The organism is Mesorhizobium sp. M7D.F.Ca.US.004.03.1.1, from assembly GCF_003998635.1.
Classification (GTDB): Bacteria; Pseudomonadota; Alphaproteobacteria; order Rhizobiales; family Rhizobiaceae; genus Mesorhizobium; species Mesorhizobium loti.
Genome location: NZ_RZQG01000458.1, coordinates 1 through 4,761, shown reverse-complemented (window position 1 = coordinate 4,761; position 4,761 = coordinate 1). Strand labels below are relative to the sequence as shown.

Annotated in this window: 10 protein-coding genes and 1 tRNA gene; 4 read left to right on the top strand and 7 right to left on the bottom strand. The window is 58.5% G+C overall.

Features of this window, described 5'->3' with window-relative positions; genetic code table 11:
* A partial coding sequence (locus EN935_RS22715; RefSeq protein WP_281040354.1) for an IclR family transcriptional regulator C-terminal domain-containing protein occupies window positions 1-215 on the top strand: 215 nt, incomplete at its 5' end.
* A 73-nt stretch (window positions 216-288) separates the two neighbouring features.
* Here the strand turns inward: EN935_RS22715 and EN935_RS22710 are convergent.
* The 4 genes from EN935_RS22710 to EN935_RS22700 all read right to left on the bottom strand — a co-directional run bounded on the left by EN935_RS22710 (window position 289) and on the right by EN935_RS22700 (window position 1,457).
* Window positions 289-591 (bottom strand): BA14K family protein, encoded by a 303-nt coding sequence (locus EN935_RS22710; protein WP_109671674.1) that lies wholly within the window; start codon window positions 589-591, stop codon window positions 289-291.
* A 47-nt stretch (window positions 592-638) separates the two neighbouring features.
* Window positions 639-806 (bottom strand): hypothetical protein, encoded by a 168-nt coding sequence (locus EN935_RS40880; protein WP_164757888.1) that lies wholly within the window; start codon window positions 804-806, stop codon window positions 639-641.
* Between the two features lie 73 nt (window positions 807-879).
* Entirely contained in the window at window positions 880-1,089 is a 210-nt protein-coding gene (locus tag EN935_RS22705) for a hypothetical protein (protein WP_127265537.1), read from the bottom strand.
* Window positions 1,090-1,289: 200 nt separating this feature from the next.
* Window positions 1,290-1,457, bottom strand: coding sequence for a hypothetical protein (locus EN935_RS22700; RefSeq protein ID WP_127265536.1), 168 nt, complete (start codon window positions 1,455-1,457; stop codon window positions 1,290-1,292).
* A 156-nt stretch (window positions 1,458-1,613) separates the two neighbouring features.
* Here EN935_RS22700 and EN935_RS22695 point away from each other — a divergent pair.
* Window positions 1,614-1,689, top strand: a tRNA-Thr gene (locus tag EN935_RS22695).
* Window positions 1,690-1,856: 167 nt separating this feature from the next.
* Window positions 1,857-2,462, top strand: coding sequence for a hypothetical protein (locus EN935_RS22690; protein ID WP_127265535.1), 606 nt, complete (start codon window positions 1,857-1,859; stop codon window positions 2,460-2,462).
* Window positions 2,463-2,593: 131 nt separating this feature from the next.
* Here EN935_RS22690 and EN935_RS22685 read toward each other — a convergent pair whose 3' ends face one another.
* The 3 genes from EN935_RS22685 to EN935_RS22675 all read right to left on the bottom strand — a co-directional run bounded on the left by EN935_RS22685 (window position 2,594) and on the right by EN935_RS22675 (window position 4,126).
* Window positions 2,594-2,794 carry a hypothetical protein gene (locus EN935_RS22685; RefSeq protein ID WP_206532439.1) on the bottom strand — a complete coding sequence of 67 codons (201 nt, stop codon included), beginning with the start codon at window positions 2,792-2,794 and terminating at the stop codon, window positions 2,594-2,596.
* A gap of 23 nt (window positions 2,795-2,817) precedes the next feature.
* A complete protein-coding gene (locus tag EN935_RS22680; RefSeq protein WP_127265534.1) occupies window positions 2,818-3,384 on the bottom strand; it encodes a DUF2569 family protein in 567 nt (188 codons plus the stop codon).
* Window positions 3,385-3,511: 127 nt separating this feature from the next.
* Window positions 3,512-4,126 carry a TetR/AcrR family transcriptional regulator gene (locus EN935_RS22675; RefSeq protein ID WP_127265533.1) on the bottom strand — a complete coding sequence of 205 codons (615 nt, stop codon included), beginning with the start codon at window positions 4,124-4,126 and terminating at the stop codon, window positions 3,512-3,514.
* A 91-nt stretch (window positions 4,127-4,217) separates the two neighbouring features.
* On the opposite strand from EN935_RS22675, the gene EN935_RS22670 reads away from it, so the two are divergent.
* The coding region (locus tag EN935_RS22670) for an extracellular solute-binding protein (protein WP_127373628.1) at window positions 4,218-4,761 on the top strand (544 nt) is incomplete at its 3' end.

Below are 4,761 nucleotides of genomic sequence, written 5' to 3'. Positions count from 1 at the left end.
GACGTGGCTGGTCGGTCGACGACGAGGAGCGGCACCCCGGCATGCGCTGCGTGGCATCAGCCATCTTCAACGAATTCGGCGAGCCGATCGGCGGCGTCTCGGTCTCCGGGCCGACCGTGCGGGTGACGCCGGAGCGGCTGGCCGAGATCGGCCCGCTGGTGCGCGATGCCGCCGCCGAGGTGACCAGGATGATTGGCGGCGTCAGCTCGGCTTGAGATCATGCGGACAGCGAAAAGAGGGGCGGCGGGGGCGCCCCTCTTTTTCAGCTGATTGAAACGCCACCTCCTCTCAGAGCCGGCAGTAGTGACGATAGCCGTCGTGGCCGACATAGGTGTCGGAGTCCACGTCGTAGCTCGCGTAACGATCGTAGCAGCGGCGGACGTGCCACGAACCGCCGTCTTCGTCGACATAGACGGTACGGGGCTGCTGGGCGAGCAGGCTGCCGAGGACGAAACCACCGACGCCGGCGGCAATGCCGATGCCGAGGTCGTGGTGATGGCTGTGGGCGGCCGAAGGCTGGACGGTGCCGACCAGCGTGGTGGCGGCGACGGCGGTGGCGATGAGGCCGGAAACGAGTGTGTTCTTGAACATGATGATCTCCTTGCTTCGTTGACGGAGGCGATCCATCCGCCTCTTGATCATCTGTCGTTGCGGCCAGGAAAAAGGTTCGAATCTTTTTTCGATTTTTCTGGAGCCGAGGAAATCGGATGGACCGAGGTCTTGGCGACGGCGACCTGCGAGAGCTTGGCGAGGACGTTGATGCAGCTGATCTCCCTCCTTGCGGGGGAGATCGGCAGCTTTGCCACCCACTTCACAAGGTGATCGCCGAACGCAAAAAGGGCGGCCGAAGCCGCCCTCTTGGAAGAATGGGTCCCTCCATCAAAGGAAAATGATCACCCTACCGTGCCTGTGGTGATGATGGTTGTGGTGGTGGTTGTAGTGCTTCCACCAGAACTTCTTGAAGTGCTTGTTGTGATGGTGATGATGGCCGTGCATGCCGTGGGCCGACGACGTGCCGACAGTGCCGGCGAGCGCGCCGGTGGCGACGAAAATGGCGACGAGGCCTGAGGTAAGAGTGCGCTTGAGCATGATGATCTCCTGGATCCTTGATCGAGGCGACCCATTCGCCTCAGACCATCAGTCGGCGCAGCGCGGGAAAAGGTTCGAAGATCGAGGGGATTTTTAGTGCACGCTTGACGCAGGCGAATAGCGAATAGCGAGTAGGAAAAGGCAGGAACGCCACGTACCAATCGCTACGTTGCTATTCGCTACTCACTATTCGCTCTCTATCACCCCAGCCCCGTGACATGGCGAAGCCAGAAGGCCAGCGCGATGAAGCCGATGATGGTGGTGACGCCGGTCCAGTCGACATTGGCCTTCTTCACATCGCTGATGATCTTCACCAGCAGCATCCAGGCCACGAAGACGATAGGCAGAATGATGACAAATCTGATCATGCGACACCCCTGCTCGAAGCGATTGCACCTTCCACCTATGTAGGAAGCAATCCGGCGTTTTTCAGGATGCCCCTCCCCGACGGCCCATACGACATGCCGGGAAAAAACGGAGTTTTGTCTTTACTGGCGCAACAAATATGCTAACCGGAGCGCCGTGCCCTTGTAGCTCAGCTGGTAGAGCAGCGGTTTTGTAAACCGAAGGTCGGCGGTTCGATTCCGTCCGGGGGCACCAGTTTCCACCGAATGAAACCGACACTTGCAACGGACAGCACCGAATGATGCGTCAGTGATTGTCGAATGGCCAGCAACACAGATAAGATACGCTCAGGGGTCGAACAACACGTCTGGACAACCTATCGTTGCTTTAGGGTGGCTTAGAGACACATGAGAAGAATGGGCATGATGCGGATCTTGCTGGCTGTGGCGGCTCTCCTAGCGGCACGGTTCGCCTCGGCAGCGGAAGAGTTACCTTTTCCTGACTTGGACACAGAGGGCTATTGCACAGCGCTAGTCTCAAAGATGCTCGTCAAGGCGGAGCAGCAAAGCGAAAAAGAAAAGTGTCTAGTAGACGAGAAAGGGATGAGGGTTGCGCTTCAACCTTTCTGGCATCTTGTTGGCGATGTGCAGGCAACGTATTTGAGAGACAACTATATTAAGGAAGTTCGCCTCCAGACATATATAACTGTCAGCCACTTCGTGGCCACAGGGGTTGGCAAGGCCTGCCTTGAAGATCGTATATTCTGTGCCCCTGACAAGACCACTGTCGAGCTAGTGGCTTTCAAAAAGGCCGGTTATTGTCCATCAAAGGATTGCATAAGGGAGGAGACGGCGCGGAGGTTGCGACTTGAGAAGTACTGGTCGAGTTTGCCCATCCATAAAACTGGTTGGTGCCTTAGCCACGCTTTGCATCAGAAATACCCTCCACTCCAAATCCTTTCCAACTGCGTTGCCGAGGATATTGGGGCTCAATGTCTCAGCGGAACGCGGCAGTGTCGGCCCGGTTAGACAGTCTATCCCTCGATTTTTTGTTCGTCGCCAAAACACACGGCGCACGGATATTCACAAGCCATCTCACACATATCTTCACGTCTTGGGCCAGAGCAGAATGTCCACGTCTATAGTGGCCGCGAGGGCGACTACGGTAGTGGATATTCAGAGACCACCTGGCCCCCACCATGTTCGGCTGCGCGCACCCCAATCGCCGCCACCAGTATCCGGCTCTGCCTCCGGATCGCCGCCCGCAGTTCGGCAATCCTCGCCGCGTCGCGTTTCACGAATTCGATGAACATCATGTTCATGTTGTTGAGATCAAATTCGCCGAGCCCCTGATGCTCCAAAATATTCCAAATTGTGCCGTCTTCTATGCGCTCGCAACCCGGGCGGATGCCCCAACCCTGGTGAACGTGTTCCGGACCCTGACAGACTTGTAGACGTAGGCGGCCCAGATGCCAGTTCCCACAAACGAAACCATGGGGGCCACCACCGCATCGCCTGCGAGTACCAGGCTCACCGGAACGCCCAGAACTGACGCAACCCAGATCGTGTCCAGCACGAAAACGACAGGGATGGCGAGCCACTGGAGCAGAAACAATTGCGGAAAGCGGCGGCCTCGCCGCAGCATCGAAACGAGCACAACCAGCTGAAGCGCCAGAAATGCCAGATTGAGAGCAAGCTCGCCATACACCGCCAGCGGGCCATTTGAGAGGGTCATGAGTTGCTGGTAGCCGTCCGCCGAATTGGCGAAGTCGGCGAGTGTGCGCAGCGGTGACAATGTCTGACCGATCGCCAGCAGCATCAACCAGCCGCCGAAGCCCACAAGAGCTTCAGGATTCTGCGACGGCTTCGCGGCTGATCGAACAGCAAAGAAAACAGGCACGCCGATCAACAGCAGCACGATCGCCCAATGCCAGATGGAAAACGCCCCCATTTACCCCTCCCCCTATTTATGCCCTCCTAGGTTGTACCAGATTTCAAACTCAACTCAAGAGGTGAGCCTCGTCTGAAACCAGATCTTATGCGGAAGCGACGATTTCTCCTGCCTGCTCCTGACTTTCTCACACCGCAATCGCCGCCACCAATATCCGGTTCTGCCTCCGGATCGCTGCGCGCAGTTCCGGTATCTTCGCCGCGTCGCGCTTCACGAATTCGATGAACATCATGTTCATGTTGTTGAAGATCAGTTCGCCGAGCGCTGCCCCGTCGATATCCTGCCGCACCAGCCCAATCTCCTGCAGCCGGGCGATCAGGGCGCGGATCTGTTCGGTCAGCGCGCGGTCGAGTGCGGTGTAGGCCTGGCCGAACGGGCTGTCGGGCAGTTGTGTCGAGATTGCCATCGCCTGCCGCCACATCTCCTTGCTGAGATAATGCAGCGAGTGCTCGATATAGATGCCGATCAGCGTGTCCAGCGCATCGCCGACATTGGCCGGCGGCCTGGCGACGACGCCCTGCCCGGCATTGAGCACCTCGTTGACCTCAAGCGAGACGATGGCGCCGAGGATGTCGCCCTTGTTTTCATAGTAATTGTAGATCGTGCCGACCGAGACCTCGGCCTGGGCGGCGATCGCCTCGATCTTGGCGCCTTCATAACCGGCCTCGCGGAAAAGTGCCGCCGCCGCCTCGATGATGCGCCGGTGCCGGTCCGCCTTTTGCCTTGCCCGCAATCCGCTCATATCAGCCTCTTGCCATAAAAACAGAATTGACTCAATTTTAGAATTGGTTCAATTTTTTGCAAGAAGCCACAAAGGCAAGGGAGAACACTCGATGTCCGCTAAATCCGCATCCAGGAATCCGCTTTCCATGCTGAAAAGCCATCTGCATGCCGCATGCGCCGCCACGGCGCTGCTGCTCGGAGCCGGCAGCGCTGCCCAGGCCGCCGATCTCAACGCGCTGATCTGGTGCGATCATGCCGACCCGGCTCTGCTGCAGCCGTTCGAGGAGGCCAATGGCGTCAAGGTCAACGTCAAGGAGTTCGAGGGCACCGGCGCCGGCCTCGCCATCGTCGAACAGTCGCAGCCGGGCGACTGGGACGTGATGGTCATCGACAGCATCGATGTGCCGCGGGGTGTCGAAAAGGGCTTGTTCGAGCCGCTGCCGGAAGACAAACTGCCGCTGGCCGACCTGTTCCCGCAAGTGAAGATGGACGGCTCCACCGTGATCGGCGGCAAGCGCTACGGCATCACCGAAAAGTTCGGCTACAACACGATCGGCTACAACAAGACCAAGGTCGATCCGGCCGACATGCAGTCGATGGCCGCGCTCACCGGCGACAAGTACAAGGGCAAGGTCGCCATCTACGACTATTACC